Genomic DNA, 16,210 nt, shown 5'->3' with positions numbered 1-16,210 from the left:
TATTCTTTTTATTACAGTTTATCTGTAAAAGGCGGTATTTCAAGAATCGCCGTGACAACAAAATTTGAACACTTAGAATTACTTATTGTTATCATTATTAAATTTTTTAAAATATGAGTGGACTTTTACTCTGTAAAATGGGCCGACCTATACGGGGGCTCATAACATTGTTCTGTATGGTCTTCGGACTGCTCATGCAGGCACAAATTGTTACTATCGGTAACGGGACAAGTACTCAAAGATACCCTTTGACACCATATTATGGATTTCAAAGGTCTGCATCATTGTATACTGCAGCAGAAGTAAATACTCCCGCCGGGGGTACTATCTTATCTGTCGGATGGGAAGCTACATCAACGATGAGCATTACCTTTCCGGTTAAAATTTATTTGAAATCCGTACCGGCTTCTACCACAGCTATTACACAACAAAACTGGAATGCAACCACCACCGGAGCTACTCTGGTGTACAGTGGAAGCATAAGCAGTTTAGCTGTGGGATGGAATACTTTCCAACTCCAGCTTCCTTATAATTATAATGGAACGGATAATCTTATGGTTTTGGTTGAAACCAATTACGGAGGCTCCGGAGGAGGTTCCGGAACGAATGGCGCCGGTTTTAAATACTCTACGGCTACTGCAAGCCACATGTATTTTGAGACTGATACCACTGCTCCTACAGGAAATGGTACTGTAAATGCTAACAGACCCAATGTTCAGTTAACATTCGGTACAGCCCCGACATGTCTGCCAATGCCTCCAGGAGGATCGATATCTACAGGTACGATAACGGCAACAAGCGCAGTACTCAACTGGACTGCTTATAGCCCTGTGCCGGCAGGAGGCTATGATATATATTATAGTACTACCAATACAGCACCTACAGCTGCTACAGTGCCTTCTCAATCAGGTGTGGCAGGTCTTACAGCTAATTTATCTCCGCTGACTCCCAACTCTACTTATTATGTATGGGTAAGAGCAAGATGTAGTGCAGCAGATCAAAGTCCATGGAGTGGACCTATCTCATTTACAACACCGCCTACTTGTATACCAATGGCTGGTGGCGCTGCATTATCAGTAGGTACCGTAACTTTAACAAGTGCTGTGGTTAATTGGACTGCACCTTCTCCTGCACCCGCCGGAGGATATGAAGTATATTACAGTACTACCAATACTGCTCCGACAGCAGCTACAGTGGGAACACCTGTTACTTCAGGAACTTCCACTACTTTATCTCCTTTAACTTCAGGAACTACGTATTACTGGTGGGTAAGAGCAGTATGTTCAGCTACTGATAAAACGCCATGGGTTGCCGGGGCTTCATTCACTCCGGGACAAATCGGTAACGGAACAGGAACAACCAGTAATCTGCCGGTATATTCTTATTATGGATATAACTATTCTCAACAGCTTTATACAGCTGCAGAAGTAGGGGCTGTATTAGGAACTTCTCTTTTGATTACCGCTGTAAAGTTTTATGTGGCAACTCCTCAAACTCCTCAGACTTCATATAATGACTGGGTAGTTTATTTAGGAAATACCACCAAAACGAACTTTGCAAATACTACAGACTGGGTGCCATCAGCTGCCATGACTCAGGTTTATGCAGGAACACTTCCTACGATGACAGCAGGTACGTGGGTTACAATTCCTTTATCAACACCGTTTGTATGGGATGGTGTCAGTAACCTTGTTGTTGCAGTAGATGAAAATTCACCAGGATACAGCACAAGTGCTGCTTCATGGGGATCATATAATGCAGGATCAAACAAAGGAATATTATATTACAATGATTCTACAAATCCGGATCCGGCTTCTCCTCCAACTGCATCAAGCAGATATTCTGATATCCCGAGACTGATGCTTACAGGAGTTGATTTACAACCATGTTCAACAGCACCTCCTACCAATATTGCGGTGAGTAATATTACCCCAAGTTCCGCAAACCTTAGCTGGATGCCCGCAGTAGGAGCAACATATGTTGTACAGTACAGGGTATTCGGATCAGGAGCTACAGGTTGGCAGACAATAAATATTAATACAGCACTGACAGGAAGTGTGACTCTTTATAATTTAGTAGACGGAACTCAGTATGAATATCAAATAGCAACTAAGTGTAACGGAACTCAGGGAACTTATTCTCCTATCGGAACCTTTACAACGCCTGCTCTTACGTACTGCCCGAATGTTCCTACTGCTACTACTTCAGATGGTTACATCAACAAAGTGACTGTTACCCCAACGAATGGACCATTGATGGTAAGTAATTCCGGATATGACGGATATAAAGATTATTCAGCAGATCCAACAAGATTGGTTACCTTGGTACGTGGCACAACGAATAACAAAATAAGCATTAGTAAATTTTGGCCGGGTGCGACCTCCAGCTATGGTATTTCTGTATGGATAGACTTTAACAGGAATGGTGTTTTTGAAGCAAGTGAACAGGTACTTAATTCTTCAAGCAGTACAACGACTCCTGTTTCAAATAATAACTTCACAATTGCACTTCCTCCAAACCCTGCGATTTATTCAGGTCCGCTTGTTACCCGTATGCGTGTGGCTATGAAATCATATTCAGTGCCTGGTGCCTGTGGAACATTTGGAACATTTGATACAGGTGAGGTGGAAGATTATGCAGTGAAACTTATTGATCAGCCGGTATGTTCTTCAACTCCTATTACCAATATCACTGTTTCCAATCTTACTGATATCAGTGCTACCTTCTCATGGATAGCTGTAGCAAATGCCACATATCAATTGAGATATAGAAAAGTGGGAACGACAGCATGGACGACAGTTAATCCGGTGCCGGCTCCTGGTAACGTGTACACTGTAGACCCTACAACTCCTTTGACGGAAGAGACTTTATATGAAGTGCAGGTGGCTACAAAATGCGGAACCGGTGCTTTCGGAGCATTCTCTGCATCTACACAATTTACAACGTTGCCAATACAGTACTGTCAGATGATAGGTAGCGGAGACAACGACCACATTGCTAATGTAACTGTTTCATCTGCTAACCTGGGAGTACTTCCTATGAGTAATAACTCTGTTCAGACTAACTATATCAGCTATACAACACCGGCAACTTTAATTACTCTGGATGTAAATTCTGTGAATAATAAAATTTCGGTAGGAAAAGGATGGACGGGTTCTACAGGTAATGATGCCGTTTCAGTTTGGATTGATTTCAACAGAAATGGTCAGTTTGAAACTACTGAACGAATTATGAATTCAGCAGCAAGTACTACTACACCTGTTACTGCTTTGTTTAATGTTCCTGCTACTGCTTATACAGGAGCATTGGGTACTACGATGAGAGTCGTGCTGAAACGTACCAGTTCTCCTACAATGTGTCAGAATGCTGTGAACGGGGAAGTGGAAGATTATAAAGTTATGATCAGACCATGTAGTACAACTACTCCAAATGCACCTACATTTACTACGCCTGCACCTACTCATAACTCTGCGGTTATTACATGGACGGGAGCAGCAAGTAATGTAAGTTACGTAGTAAGATACAGAGTGCAGGGAACTACAACCTGGACGGAAGTATTTGCCTCTACATTATTAGGAAATATGCCTCTTACCGTTACCGGACTTACACCGGCGACAACATATGAGGTTGAGATTGCAGCAATCTGCGGAACTACTATTGGAACAGCTACGGCTATTAAGACATTCACGACGAGATGTGATCCTACGCCTCCAACTGTTACTATTGGTAATATTACTCCAACCACTGCTCTTGTAACCTGGGCTCCTCTTGCTGCGAGTTCCAGCTATACAATGAGATGGAGAAAAGTAGGAACTACAGGATGGCCAAATGCCGATATTTCTCTGCCTGCTGCTCCTGCAAATACTTATGTATTAGGTAGTGTTATTCCTTTGGAGCCGTTTACGACTTATGAGGTTCAGATTGCTAATATGTGTAACGGAGAAACTACTTTAAATCCATATTCAAATCCAAAAGTATTTACAACCGAAAGAATATGTGAAATTCCTCCGCCGGGATTAACAATTACACAGTTATTACCAACATCTGCAGAGGTTAAATGGGATCCTTTCCCTGGAGCCACATATGTTCTGAGATATAGAAAAGTAGGTATTCCAAGCTGGACAGAAGTACCTACAGCGGTTAATAATATAGTATTAAATGGTCTTGTAGAGCTTACAAAATATGAAATGCAGGTAGTAAATATCTGTAATGGTACACCTGGAAATTATACACCTCCTTACTATTTTACAACACCAACAGTAATTTATTGTAAAATGGGATCAGGCAGTGCTACAGGTGAGCATATTTCTAAGGTAACGGTTAATCCTAATGGTAAACCTTCAATGGCTAACGCTTCCGGAGCATCTACGTACACGGATTACACAGGAGTTCCTAAAACGTTTATTGAACTTATTCAGGGATCTACCGATAACGAAATTATCATTGAGAAAAAATGGACAGGTAATACCTATAATGAAGGAATTGCAGTCTGGATCGATTTCAACAGAAATGGAGAATTTGATATCAATGAAAGAGTATTTACCTCATCTCCAAATACTACATCTCCTGTTTCAGGGAAGTTTGATGTACCTGTTGATGCTTTTGTAAGTATGACAGACTATAAATATGTGGTAATGAGAGTGGCAATGTCAAGAGATGGTATTCCTGTAAGCTGTACCAACTTTAACAATGGTGAAGTAGAGGATTACACGGTGAGAATCTCTAAAAAAGGAGTTCCAAACCCATTAGATCAGACCGAAATCATGATTTATCCTAATCCTGTGAGCTCAGTATTGTTTGTGAAAAATATCAGCAAAAAAGCGAAGTATAAAATTTACAATGCTGCAGGACAGGTAATAGCAGACGGTATTCTGTTAAACAATCAGATCAATGTGAGCAGATTGATTAATGGAGTGTATGTTTTGGATATTGATGATAACGGAAATACAGCTCAGAAGAAATTTATTAAAGAATAATAAAGTAACCTTCACATAGAATAGGCCTCCAGAAATGGAGGCCTATTTTTTTGGTATTGTAAGAATTTTTTATTGTTTTTAATCAATAATTCATTATTTGTTGAATTTTTTCATTTAAACGCAATTAAATATTTAAATTTTTAATATCACTACCTTTTTGTTAATGATATTTCATTGATTGGTTATTTATCTTTGTTTTATGTCAAATAAATAATTTGATTTGTGAGATTAATATAAAATTAAGAGAAAATTATGAAGAAAATCTTTACTTCTCTTTTTTTCCTATGTTTGTTTGTAGTAGTGCACGCACAATGGATGCCCACAACATTCAGTGGAAAAGAAACTAACAATGACTCAAAGGCTAAGAGTTATTATTCTTTAAATATTTCATCGCTAAAATCTCAGCTTGAAAAAGCACAGGAAGCAGGAAAAAATGCAAAACCAGTTACCATCTCTTTACCAACTTTAGGGGGTAAAATTGAAAGGTTTGCAGTCTTTAGCCTGCCGGTTGTAGTAAAGGAACTGGCAGATCAGTATCAGCTGGGATCTTATGTAGGGGTGGGGTTGGATGATCCTTCCAAATATGTAAGGTTCAGTTTGGCTCCCAACGATTTCCAGTCGATGATTTTTACCAACGAAGGGTATGAATTTATTGAGCCCGCCAATTCTGATAAAACAATTTATGAAGTTCATCCCAAAACTCAGGGTAGTAAAAATGGATTTGTCTGTTCTACCGAAGAGAGAGACAGCGAAAAAAAGGAAATAGAGGAACTCTTTCAGCAGGGACAAGCATTTCAGAATCAGCCTACAAATTTTGCCAGGTCCTCTGACCGAAAATACAGGACTTTACGATTGGCAATGTCTGTGACAGGAGAATATACCCAATTTCATGGTGGTACTGTGGCTGGTGCTCTGACAGCAATTAATGCGACCCTTACGAGAGTAAATGGAGTTTTTGAAAAAGATTTGGCTCTTCACTTGATTGTACAAAATTATCCTAATGTAATTTACACCAATCCTACTACAGATCCATATTCTCCATCAAGCCAAATGAATAATTGGAATTTGGAATTACAAAATACATTGACAGCGAATGTAGGAAATGCCAATTACGACATAGGGCATTTATTCGGAGCTTCAGGGGGTGGCGGAAATGCAGGATGCATAGGGTGTATCTGTCTGGACCCGGGCAGTTCTAATCCTTCTACCGGCCAGGGTAAAGGATCGGCTTATACCTCACCATCTAACGGAAGTCCGCAGGGAGATACTTTTGATATTGATTTTGTAGCCCATGAAATGGGGCATCAATTAGGAGGATATCATACATTTACCTATCAAAATCAAGGAAATTCTGCACAAATGGAGCCCGGTTCCGGATCTACAATTATGGCGTACGCCGGTGTTGCGGATAGCCAGGGTGTCACCCCTCCGGCAGGAACGACTTTCAATGTACAGCTAAACAGTGATGCTTACTTTTTTAAGAAAAGCATTGATGATATTCAGGCTATACTGGCACAAAGAACGTGTGATATAGAAACCAATGTAACCAATAATCCGCCGGTAATTGGGCCTCTTCCTACGTATACTATTCCGAAGGGAACTGCTTTCGTCCTGACTGCTTCAGCTACAGATGCAGAAAATGATCCTATGACATATGCCTGGGAAGAAGCAGATCTGATGACAGGGCAGATTAATGCAGTTAATCTGGGGACAACCGCAGAAGGTCCCTCCTTTAGATCTTTGATGCCAACCACAAGTCCCAGCCGCTATTTTCCAAGGCTGTCTTCTGTACTGGCGGGAGTTTTAAATAATTCAAACAATCTGTGGGAAGCGGTATCTACGGTTGCCAGAACATCAAGATTTGGGATTACTGTACGGGACAATAATCCGAACCCGAGCCAACAGCAAACACAAACCGCAGTTCAAACCATAATAGTAGGTAATAACGGCCCTTTTATAGTCAATCCGGCAACTATTTATAATAACGGCCCGACAACAGTGACCTGGAATGTGGTAAATACCAATGCCGCGCCGTATAATGCCGCGAATGTTAAAATAGATTTTACAACCAATAACGGAGCCACCTGGAATGTAGTATCTGCTTCCACACCAAACGATGGAACTGAGGTTCTGGATTTCAGCGGTTTTCCACTTACGGTAGGAGGAACGGCAAAAATAAGGGTAAGTGCTATCAATAACGTCTTTTATGCTATTGGAAATGCGCCGATAGAGACCTTACCCATATGTACTTCAAATCCGCCGGGTGGTGTTCAGGTTACAGCAACTACCCAGAATAATGCCACCATCACCTGGAATGCTTCATTCAATGCAACCTATGTCGTACAATATCGTGTCGCAGGAACTACAGCATGGACAACAGTGACTCCTGCACCTACTACAAACACGGTAACACTTACAGGTCTTACGGCAGGTACATATTATGAGGTTCAGATCGCAAATATATGCTCGGGAGTGCAAGGTAGTTTTTCGGCAATTACAGTTTTCATGACGCCTTATTGTACAGCCACATCTACCAATACCAACAACGGATATATTTCCAATGTAACGGTCGTTGCTACCAATTCATATACGATGAGCAATACTTCAGCAGCGAATAATTATACTGATTATTCGGCAGATGCTGCAAAACTCATCACTCTGGTCAGGGGAACATCTAATAACAGTATATCTGTTTCCAAGTCGTGGCCAGCTTCCACTAGTAGTAAGGCAGTAAGCGTCTGGATTGATTTTGACAAAAACGGTACTTTTGATACCTCAGAAAGGATTTTAAACAACTCAAATAATACGACTACTCCGGTAACGGGTACATTCCAGGTTCCGGCAACAGCTTATAGCGGACCTCTTACCACCCGTATGCGGGTAGTTTTAAGAGATACCAATAATCCTAATCAATGTGGTACATTTACGAACGGTGAAGTAGAAGATTATGCGGTAAAACTTATTGATATGCCACAATGTACCAATGCTGCACCATCTAATATTACAGTTACCAATATTACTCCGAACTCGGCGAATATATCATGGTCGGCAACTGCCGGAGCAGTATATGTTTTGAGATGGAGAAGTGTAGGTGCTGCAGCATGGACAATAATTGATCCTGTGCCGCCTGTCGGGAATAATTACACCATCTCAGGTTTGGTAGAACAGACTCAGTACCAATTTCAGATCGCAACCAGATGTAACGGAGGTACACCCGGAACATATTCAACAATGCAGCAGTTTACAACACCTGCATTATCATACTGCCCGATGACGGGAACAGGGACCAATGATCATATTACAAATGTGACGGTTACTTCTGTGAATCCTGCATTGCCGGTAATGAGTAATAATTCTGTACAAACCAATTACATCAGCTATACTACACCTGCAACACTGATCACATTGGAGATTGGTTCGGTAGATAACAAAATTTCGGTAGGAAAAGGCTGGACAGGTGCGACAGGTAACGTAGCTGTTGCAGCATGGATCGATTTTAACAGAGATGGGCAATTTAGTAATTCGGAGAGGATTATTAATTCTGCAGCAAGTACCACCACTCCGGTTACCAGTTTATTCTCAGTTCCGGCTGGAGCCTATTCGGGACCGTTAACGACAACCATGAGAGTGGTATTACAACGTTCAAGTTCTCCGACAATGTGTCAAAACGCAGTCAATGGTGAAGTGGAAGATTATGTTGTAAAATTAAAACCGTGTAGTACTGCTACGCCTACCGGATTATCATTTAATACCATAACCCATACCTCTGCCATTGTCAACTGGACAGGTGCGACAGATAACCTGACTTACCTTTTACAGTACAGAGTAGCAGGAACAACGGCATGGACAAATGTATATGTGTCAAGTATTCCGTATACGCTAAATAATCTGATTCCGTCCACTGCATATGAAGTTCAGGTCGCAGCCAACTGTGGGGCTACAACAGGAACATTTACTCCTGTGGAAACATTCACAACAAGATGTGATCCTACTCCTCCGGGCATTACAGTAAGTACTATTACAACCAATTCTGCCTTGATTACATGGAATCCGACTATAGCCGGTGTATCATATAAAATGCGATGGAGAAAAGTAGGGACTGCGGGATGGCCGAACCCTGATATTCCTTTACCAGCTGCACCAGCCAATACTTATACGCTTGGCGGTTTAGATCCATATACCACATATGAAGTACAGATTGCCAATAAGTGTGCTAATGAAAATTCATGGAATCCTTATTCAAATCCGATGGTCTTCACGACTGAGAGAACATGTGAACTTCCTCCTCCGGGATTAACCATTACTCAGTTGCTGCCTACATCGGCAGAAATAAAATGGGATCCTTTCCCTGGGACCACTTATATTTTAAAATATAGAAAAGTGGGGATTCCGAGCTGGACTCATGTTCCGGTGAATACAAATCACTATATATTAACCGGCTTAATGGAGTTGACAAAATATGAAATGCAGGTCGCTAATGTTTGTAACGGAACACCGGGCGCTTTCACTCCTCCTTATTATTTCACAACGCCTACGGTAACATATTGTACCATGTCTTCGGGAAGTGCTACAGTTGAACATATATCAAAGGTAACGGTTAAGCCGAATGGTAAACCTCTTATGGAAAATGCTTCAGGTGCTTCTACGTACACAAATTATTCAGGAGACTCTAAAAAAATAATAGAACTTATACAAGGATCTACGGATAATGAAATTATCATTGAGAAAAGATGGACAGGAGCTACCTACAACGAAGGGATTGCAGTATGGATTGATTTTAACAGAGATGGTGCATTTGATATCAATGAAAGGGTCCTTGCTTCCCCACCGAATACAACAACCCCTGTTTCCGGGAAATTCAGTGTGCCGACTGATGCTTTTGTAAGTATGACAGACTATAAATATGTCACGATGAGAGTAGCAATGCAAAGAGGAGATATTCCTGTGAATTGCCTTAATTTCGCTAACGGAGAAGTGGAAGATTACGCGGTAAGAATATCCAGGAATCTGGGGCCTAACCCAATTAATCAGACTGATATATTGATTTATCCTAATCCGGTAAGCTCAGTACTGTATGTGAAGAACATCAGTAAGAAAGCGAAGTATAAAATTTATAATGCAGCCGGGCAGATAATAGCAGATGGTATTCTCTTAAATAATCAGATCAATGTGAGTAAACTGGTTAGCGGAGTTTATGTGCTTGATATTGATGATAACGGTAAAACCGCACAAAAGAAATTTATCAAGGAATGAAACAATTTCTGAACGCTGAAAAAATGATATAAGAGAAGACTGTATTCTCAAAATTGACAGCACAACAATACAATTAATCATAAAAAAATAAGCCCTCTGATATGAGGGCTTATTTTTTATGCAGTAACAGGTTTATTCAATAGTAAAAACTACCTTTTCAGTCTGTTCTTTTAATTCTTCCAAATTGGTATTGTTATAGATAATACAATCTGCCATTTTTATTTTATCTCTTTCGGGCATTTGTTTTTCCATAACTGCCTCTACCTCACGATATGTTTTACCGTCTCTGTCCATTACCCTTTTGATCCTGATGTTATCTTCTGCAGTCACCAAAAGAGACTTATAACATTGTCTGTTGAGTCTAAGCTCAAAAAGTAATGCGGTCTCCTTAAAAACAAGATATTTACTTTGTTTTTTCACCCAGTTTTCAAAATCAATACGTACAGCAGGATGAATAATTTCATTTAATTGCTGGAGAAGATCTCTGTTGTTGAAAACTTTATCGGCAACAAATTTTCTGTCATAAAATCCGTTTTCGTCATAAGATTGATTGCCTAGTAATTCTTTAATTTTTACTTTCAACTCTTCATCGTCATTGACAATGGTTTTTGCTCTGTCATCAGAATAATAAACAGGAAATCCAAATTCTTCAATAAAACGGGCTACGGTAGTTTTTCCGGACCCGATTCCTCCTGTTAATCCGATGATCTTGGGCGCTGGTTCCGGTTCCGGTTGTTGTGCTTCTGAACGTAATTCTTCCATACTTAAAAATTAATATCCAAAAACATCATTAAAACTAAACGTCTCGTCCAATCTCACTCCTTTTTCTGTCATTTTAAGGCTTGCCAGCTCATGATGGGCATCATGTTCAAAGAACAATAAATATTCGTTATCGATGCACTGTTTAAGAAATTTTCCTTTTTCTTCCATGGTTAAAAGAGGTCTGGTATCATACCCCATTACGTAGACCGGATTAATATGCCCGGCAGTAGGGATAAGGTCTGCAGCAAAAACAACTGTTTTCTCCTGATATTGAATAACCGGAAGCATTTGCTTTTCTGTATGACCGTCTACGAAAATAACATCCATCTTAAGATCAGGGGCAAATCCGTAATTTCCTGTTGTTGGCAGCGGTAAAAAACTCAGTTGTCCGCTTTCCTGCATCGGAAGGATATTTTCTTTCAGGAAGCTTGCTTTCTCGCGCGCGTTAGGCTCTGTTGCCCATTGCCAGTGATTTTCATTGGTCCAGAATTGTGCGTTTTTAAAAGCAGGTCTGTATCCGGTTCTGTCGTCGTTCCATTCAATGGCACCACCACAGTGGTCAAAGTGAAGGTGAGTAAGAAAGACATCAGTAATATCTTCCTTTACAAAACCATATTTTTTTAAATTTTTATCCAGGTTATCATCTCCCCAAAGAGAGTAGTGGCCAAAGAATTTATCATCTTGTTTATTTCCAAGACCGCAGTCAACCAGAATCAGTTTCTTGCCGTCTTCAATAAGCAGGGAACGGGTTCCCAGCTCGATCAGGTTTTTTTCGTCTGCCGGATTAGTTTTTTCCCACAGACTCTTTGGGACGACGCCGAACATAGCACCGCCGTCCAGTTTAAATTTTCCACATTGTATTGGATATAACTTCATATGTATATTTTGATTATTTTTTTATTAATTTCATTTTCTCAGCAATTTTCCGGGCATTGTCATCCGAATGTTCAAGTTGTGAAATGATATTTTGAAAATCATTTTCCTTCCTGTTCTGAGAAAGCTTTTGCTTGATGAATATCTCGGTTGGAATAATTTTAATTCCGAAAGCTCCCTTCATCTCCTTTTCCACAAATTCCTTTCCCATATCTTTCACCATCATCGGGCACTGCTGAAAGTTTTCATACTTCGAGGTTAATTTTTCTAAATGAATATAAAGGTCTTCATGAGTCATAAGCTCCACCTTGCCATAGATTTGCACCGCTTCATAATTCCAAGTCGAAACGTTGATATGATCATACCAGCTGCTCGAAATATAGGTGTGTGCCCCTAAAAAATCACAAAGCACTTCATCTCCGTTTTTCAGGATTTTCGCCTGTGGATTAGCTCTCGAAATATGGGTTTCAATATAAACATTTTCCGGATCATTTTCATTCATCATCATCATAGAATGTGTCGCACGGATTTTATCAACAGAAGAAATCAGTAAAGCAAATGAATTTTCACTGATAATTTCTCTCATCACATGTACATCTTCGCTTTTGTATAATTTGGGTACAAACATGTTTTCTTGGTCATTAATTGAACATACTAATCATTCATCAGAAAAGCTCTCCCGGATTTTTAGGTCTTGCGATATTCAGATGCTGATAAGCTTTTTCAGTCACTTCTCTTCCTCTTGGAGTTCTGATGATAAAACCTTCCTGAATCAGAAATGGCTCATACACTTCCTCCAGGGTTTCAGGATTTTCTCCGATAGAAGTCGCCAGTGCAGAAATCCCTACGGGTTTGCCTCTGAAATTTTCAATCATGACCCGCATGATCTTATTATCCATTTCATCCAAGCCGAATTCATCTACGTTAAGAGAATTTAAAGCATATTGGGAAATATTGATCTCGATCTCTCCATTTCCTTTAATTTCAGCGAAGTCGCGGACCCTTCTTAACAGGGCGTTGGCGATTCTTGGAGTTCCACGGCTTCTTCTGGCAATTTCTATAGCGGCATCTTCATAAATAGTAACCCCCAAAACTCTTGCACTTCTTTGAATAATCATAGATAAAAGCTCGATGGAATAATATTCAAGCCTGCTTTGAATACCAAATCTTGCAAGCATGGGTTTAGTCAGCATACCACTTCTTGTAGTGGCCCCTACCAGCGTAAAAGGATTAAGCCCGATCTGAACACTTCGTGCATTTGGACCGGTCTCCAGCATAATATCGATTTTATAGTCTTCCATGGCAGAATACAGATATTCTTCCACCACTGGAGAAAGACGGTGAATCTCATCAATGAAGAGTACATCATTTTCTTCCAGGTTTGTTAATAATCCCGCTAAACTTCCCGGTTTATCCAAAACAGGCCCTGAAGTGATTTTACAATTGACTCCCAGCTCATTGGCAATAATATTGGCCAGGGTTGTTTTTCCCAGACCCGGAGGACCATGCAATAGTACATGATCAAGTGCTCCGCCACGCCTTTTGGCAGCGGATACAAAAACTTCAAGGTTTTCCAGCGTTTTTCTCTGTCCCGCAAAATCTTTAAAGCTCTGGGGACGGATTTGCTCTTCCTGCATCAATTCCTCATCTGAGTAGTTTTCCTTATCTGGATGTAAAAAATCTGGCATTAATTCATTTCATTTACCTCAAAGATAGGAAATTTAGACTAAGATTTCAGGGAGGATTGTGAAAAGGTTAATTTAAGGTTTAGGTTTATGCTAAAGCTGAGAATAACGGGGAGAAGATGAATCAATTGAGATATTTTAAGTATTTTTGAGAGGAAAATCAAAGTTTGAACAATGAATGTATTATGCCTCAGAATAACAGATATTCTGTATAACCGGATGTCATACATTATAAAAACAGTTCATCTTCTAACCCTTAGCCTAAATACATGAAATTAATAGGACCATTTAAGCAGGTCGTGACACTTGCCAATTTACCACTGAGAGGAAAATTAACCGATGAGCAACTTGAAATTATTGTTGACGGAGGAATTGTAGTTGATAACAATATGATCCAAAAAATCGGAATTTTTGAAACCTTAAAAACAGAAAATCCGGCAATAGAAATCGAACAGGTACAAGGTGAACAGATCGTTCTTCCTGCATTTGTAGATGCCCACACCCATATTTGTTTTGGAGGAAACCGTGCTAATGATTTTGCAATGCGTAATGCCGGAAAGACATACCTTGAAATTGCTGAAAGCGGAGGCGGAATATGGAGTTCGGTACAACATACAAGAAATGCTTCAGAAGAGGAATTATTAAAAACGTTACTCGAGAGAATTAATTTCCTTGTTGGTTTGGGAATTACCACTATTGAAGTAAAAAGCGGTTATGGCTTAGATGTGGAAAATGAGCTTAAAATGCTTAGAATTATTAAAAAAGCACAAGGATCCACCAAAGCGACATTAGTTCCTACATGCCTTTCTGCCCATTTGAAACCAAAAGATTTTGAAGGAAGCAATCCTGAGTATTTGGAGTATATCCTTACTCAGATTTTACCAAAAGTAAAAGAAGAAAACCTTGCGAATCGTGTGGATATATTTATTGAGAAATCAGCGTTCCAGCCGGAAGAAAGTAAGGAGTTTCTTCTTAAAACTAAAGATTTAGGTTTTGAAATTACCGTTCATGCCGATCAGTTTACGCCGGGAAGCTCAAGGATTGCAGTAGAAGTCGGAGCAAAATCTGCAGATCATTTGGAAGCAACCATTGATGAGGATATCGAATTTTTAGCACAATCAGATACTGTGGCTACCGCACTTCCCGGAGCGAGTTTAGGACTGGGAGAAAAATTTACTCCTGCAAGAAAATTATTAGATGCAGGAGCAATTCTGGCCATTGCAAGTGACTGGAATCCCGGGTCAGCTCCAATGGGCAATTTAATTACACAGGCTTCTGTTTTGGCTACTTTTCAAAAAGTTACGACTGCTGAGGTTTTAGCAGGAATCACTTTCCGGGCTGCTTATGCCCTTAATCTCGAAGACAGAGGAATATTAGAGGCTGGTAAAAAAGCAGATTTTGTGACTTTTAAAACCAATAATTTTCAAAATGTACTTTATAATCAAGGGAGCCTCAAAGCTGAACATGTTTACATTGACGGAAATATTGTAGATTAATTAAAACTACTAAATGCAGAGAACAGAGGAAAAGCAGTATAGAGATTTCTGGGACTGGTTTTTAACAATGGAAAAGAAATTTTATAACGTTGTTAAAAAAGGCGGACAGGATTCTATCGAAAAAGATTTTTTTGACGTTATGACTTCTGTGCTTAACCAGATAAAAGACGGATATTATTTCCTGACCGGAATGGCCGATGAGCATACTGCAGAACTGATTATCACTGTTGATGGGGAAATTACGAATATTGTCTTTGCGGAAGAGCTTGTTGAGCTCGCTCCTAAGCTTGATCATTGGAAATTTACCGCTTTGAAACCTTCAATGGATATACAAAAGGTGAGGGTCAATATGGGCGATTATGAGTTCTCAAAAGATAATATTTCTTTTTATTCCAATGAACTGGAAGATTTCCGGGATGAGATTGATCTTGTTTTCGTATATCATGATAAAGTTGAGAATAAAGATGCTGTTACTACAGGAGTTTGTATATTCTTAGATAACTTTTTGGGAGAATTAAACTTCGCCACACAGATTGATACTTTTACAGTCATAGGAATAGATCAGGCACAGAAAGAACTTGTTCCCATTGAAAAATTACAGGACTTTTTGTTATGGAGAGAAAGGGAATTCATAGAAAAGTATAAAAGTGTAAAAAAGGATGATGCCGAAGACGAATTCTCCATTCTCAGGGCTGATCTCGAAAACGGGAGACCTCTCATTGCCTGTATGAATATGCATCTGTTGGAATATGACGCAAAAGCATCATATCCATGGATCTCAGTGCTTACTTTTCATTTCAACGGAGAGCTCAATGACGGGCTTCCTGATAAAGGGGATTTTGAAAAACTTGGTGCTATAGAAGATCAGGCCATTGAAGAATTAAAAGGATACGGATACTTGTATATCGGACGCGAGACTGCAGATAATGTTAAAGAAAGTTATTTTGCAGGCAAGGATTTTAGAAAAATTTCAAAAGTCTTCAACGCCATCCAACTGAATAATCCTGAGTACAAAGTCTCTGTCAGAATTTTTAAAGATAAGTACTGGCAGTATTTTAAATATTATACCGGTCACTAAAAGCATGTTTTGCAGTAAATAGGTATTTATTCAACAATTAATACTAAAAGGCAGGAGGCAACAGGTGGAAACCATAAAAGTCTCCTG

General features: G+C 39.8%; 8 protein-coding genes. 4 read left to right on the top strand and 4 right to left on the bottom strand.

The features are described 5' to 3' along the window. Positions 1-176 precede the first annotated feature (176 nt). The gene (locus tag H3Z85_04950; protein QPQ52771.1) at positions 177-4,976 is read left to right on the top strand and encodes a fibronectin type III domain-containing protein; all 4,800 of its coding nucleotides are present in this window, start codon (positions 177-179) and stop codon (positions 4,974-4,976) included. Between the two features lie 252 nt (positions 4,977-5,228). After that, on the top strand, positions 5,229-10,229 hold the full coding sequence (locus tag H3Z85_04945; protein ID QPQ52770.1) for a fibronectin type III domain-containing protein: 5,001 nt from the start codon (positions 5,229-5,231) through the stop codon (positions 10,227-10,229). A 132-nt stretch (positions 10,230-10,361) separates the two neighbouring features. On the opposite strand, the gene H3Z85_04940 is transcribed toward H3Z85_04945, so the two are convergent. From H3Z85_04940 to ruvB, 4 genes are read right to left on the bottom strand one after another with little or no spacing between them, the layout of a single operon-like run. Next, the gene (locus H3Z85_04940) at positions 10,362-10,991 is read right to left on the bottom strand and encodes a dephospho-CoA kinase (protein ID QPQ52769.1); all 630 of its coding nucleotides are present in this window, start codon (positions 10,989-10,991) and stop codon (positions 10,362-10,364) included. A gap of 9 nt (positions 10,992-11,000) precedes the next feature. Continuing rightward, the gene (locus tag H3Z85_04935; protein QPQ52768.1) at positions 11,001-11,867 is read right to left on the bottom strand and encodes an MBL fold metallo-hydrolase; all 867 of its coding nucleotides are present in this window, start codon (positions 11,865-11,867) and stop codon (positions 11,001-11,003) included. Positions 11,868-11,880: 13 nt separating this feature from the next. Continuing rightward, positions 11,881-12,492 carry an FMN-binding negative transcriptional regulator gene (locus H3Z85_04930; GenBank protein ID QPQ52767.1) on the bottom strand — a complete coding sequence of 204 codons (612 nt, stop codon included), beginning with the start codon at positions 12,490-12,492 and terminating at the stop codon, positions 11,881-11,883. Between the two features lie 37 nt (positions 12,493-12,529). Then, entirely contained in the window at positions 12,530-13,552 is a 1,023-nt protein-coding gene (ruvB, locus tag H3Z85_04925; protein QPQ52766.1) for a Holliday junction branch migration DNA helicase RuvB, read from the bottom strand. 266 nt (positions 13,553-13,818) lie between these two features. On the opposite strand from ruvB, the gene H3Z85_04920 reads away from it, so the two are divergent. Beyond that, a complete protein-coding gene (locus H3Z85_04920) occupies positions 13,819-15,045 on the top strand; it encodes an imidazolonepropionase (GenBank protein ID QPQ52765.1) in 1,227 nt (408 codons plus the stop codon). 13 nt (positions 15,046-15,058) lie between these two features. Next, a complete protein-coding gene (locus H3Z85_04915; GenBank protein ID QPQ52764.1) occupies positions 15,059-16,123 on the top strand; it encodes a DUF695 domain-containing protein in 1,065 nt (354 codons plus the stop codon). Positions 16,124-16,210 lie beyond the last annotated feature (87 nt).

It is taken from the genome of Chryseobacterium indologenes (assembly GCA_016025055.1).
GTDB lineage: Bacteria > Bacteroidota > Bacteroidia > Flavobacteriales > Weeksellaceae > Chryseobacterium > Chryseobacterium indologenes.
The sequence above is the reverse complement of the archived record's forward strand: the minus strand, read 5'-3'. Positions and strand labels throughout refer to the sequence as shown.

Bases quoted from the DNA above. Each gene is read 5' to 3' on its own strand.
- H3Z85_04950 (QPQ52771.1), top strand. From the start codon at position 177: ATGGTCTTCGGACTGCTCATGCAGGCACAAATTGTTACTATCGGTAAC.
- H3Z85_04945 (QPQ52770.1), top strand. From the start codon at position 5,229: ATGAAGAAAATCTTTACTTCTCTTTTTTTCCTATGTTTGTTTGTAGTA.
- H3Z85_04940 (QPQ52769.1), bottom strand. From the start codon at position 10,991: ATGGAAGAATTACGTTCAGAAGCACAACAACCGGAACCGGAACCAGCG.
- H3Z85_04935 (QPQ52768.1), bottom strand. From the start codon at position 11,867: ATGAAGTTATATCCAATACAATGTGGAAAATTTAAACTGGACGGCGGT.
- H3Z85_04930 (QPQ52767.1), bottom strand. From the start codon at position 12,492: ATGTTTGTACCCAAATTATACAAAAGCGAAGATGTACATGTGATGAGA.
- ruvB (QPQ52766.1), bottom strand. From the start codon at position 13,552: ATGCCAGATTTTTTACATCCAGATAAGGAAAACTACTCAGATGAGGAA.
- H3Z85_04920 (QPQ52765.1), top strand. From the start codon at position 13,819: ATGAAATTAATAGGACCATTTAAGCAGGTCGTGACACTTGCCAATTTA.
- H3Z85_04915 (QPQ52764.1), top strand. From the start codon at position 15,059: ATGCAGAGAACAGAGGAAAAGCAGTATAGAGATTTCTGGGACTGGTTT.